The organism is Geminicoccus flavidas (assembly GCF_009806515.1).
In the GTDB taxonomy this organism is placed as follows: domain Bacteria; phylum Pseudomonadota; class Alphaproteobacteria; order Geminicoccales; family Geminicoccaceae; genus Geminicoccus; species Geminicoccus flavidus.
In genome coordinates this window covers 1-1,136 of sequence record NZ_WUJP01000212.1, presented here as the reverse complement: position 1 = coordinate 1,136, position 1,136 = coordinate 1, and the positions used below count along the sequence as shown (strand labels likewise).

The following is a 1,136-nucleotide window of genomic DNA, read 5'->3' as shown; positions in this document are numbered from 1 at the left end:
ACGCTCCGCCAGCCGCCACTCGGGCCCCCCCGGCGTCGCCCCCTGGTAGCGCGCCAGGCAGGCATCCAGCAGGGCCTGGGGGTCGCGCTTCAGCCGCTCCAGGGTCCGCGCCGCGCGGCGACTCGGCTCGGTGGCGCTGTCCTTGAGCAGACCCTCCTGCCGTTCCACAGAGGTGCCCGGCGCTCCGGCGCAGGCGGTGACGAGCAGGCAGGCTGCCACCAGGCAGCGCCTCACGCCTGGTCGTCCCAGAGGCGGAACCCGCCGATGAACGCGTTCTCGTTGTCGCCGATCCGGCAGCCCGGGGGCAGTTCCTTGAGCTTGCGGGCATTGCCGCCGCCCAGCACCACGTCGTCGATCAAGAGGGCCTCCTGGAACAGCCGCACCACCTTGTGGACATGGGCTTCCCAGCGGGCCCGCCCGCGGCTCTCCAGGCCGCGATTGCCGACATAATCCTCGTAGGTGCGGTCCTTGCGATAGGGCAGGTGCCCCAGCTCCATCGGGATGATCGTCCCGTCTACGATCATGGTGTTGCCGAGCCCGGTGCCGAGCCCCAGGAACAGCATCTTGCCGCCTTCATAGGAGCCGATCGCCTGCATCACCGCGTCGTTGACCAGGCGCACCGGCACGCCGAAGGCCTTTTCAAAGTCGAACTCCCTCCAGCCCGGCCCGAGATTGACCAGCTCCCGGACCACCCGGTTCCCCGCCACCGGGCCCGGGCAGCCGATCGAGATCCGCGTGTAGTTCCAGCCCGTGGCCAAGCGCTGCACATCGGCCACGAGCTGCCCCGGGCGGTAGTCTGGCCCGGTCGGGGCCTTGCGGCGCTCGTCGTAGCCCTCGCAGCGCAACTTCACGTTGTTGCCGCCGACGTCCACCACCAGCGTCGCCATCTCGCCCCCGCGCATCGGACCGCCTGGGGCTGCGTAGGTGGTGGCATCTGGCGCGTAAAGGGCTCAAGGCGCGGCAGCGCCCAGGCCCGGACGGCGCCGTTGCGGGCAGACCTCAATGGCGGGTGACCAGCTCGCGCAGCGCTGCTTCGGGCATCGGCCGGGCCAGGACATAGCCCTGCACCTCGTCGCAGCCGAGCTCGCGCAGGAACTGGAGCTGCCGCTCGGTCTCCACCCCCTCGGCGATCACCC

Annotated in this window: 3 protein-coding genes; all 3 read right to left on the bottom strand. The window is 70.9% G+C overall.

Annotated elements, in window-relative coordinates; genetic code table 11:
• On the bottom strand, positions 1-234 hold a 234-nt coding region (locus tag EQG76_RS05670), incomplete at its 3' end, for a hypothetical protein (protein WP_159711382.1).
• Positions 231-902 (bottom strand): ROK family protein, encoded by a 672-nt coding sequence (locus tag EQG76_RS05665; RefSeq protein WP_200840582.1) that lies wholly within the window; start codon positions 900-902, stop codon positions 231-233. The genes EQG76_RS05670 and EQG76_RS05665, both read right to left, overlap by 4 nt.
• Before the next feature lie 97 nt (positions 903-999).
• Complete coding sequence (locus tag EQG76_RS05660; RefSeq protein WP_255476477.1) at positions 1,000-1,134, bottom strand: EAL domain-containing protein; 135 nt, start codon at positions 1,132-1,134, stop codon at positions 1,000-1,002.
• Positions 1,135-1,136 lie beyond the last annotated feature (2 nt).

Excerpts from the sequence above, each read along its gene's own strand:
- EQG76_RS05665 (WP_200840582.1), bottom strand. The coding sequence starts at position 902 with ATGCGCGGGGGCGAGATGGCGACGCTGGTGGTGGACGTCGGCGGCAAC.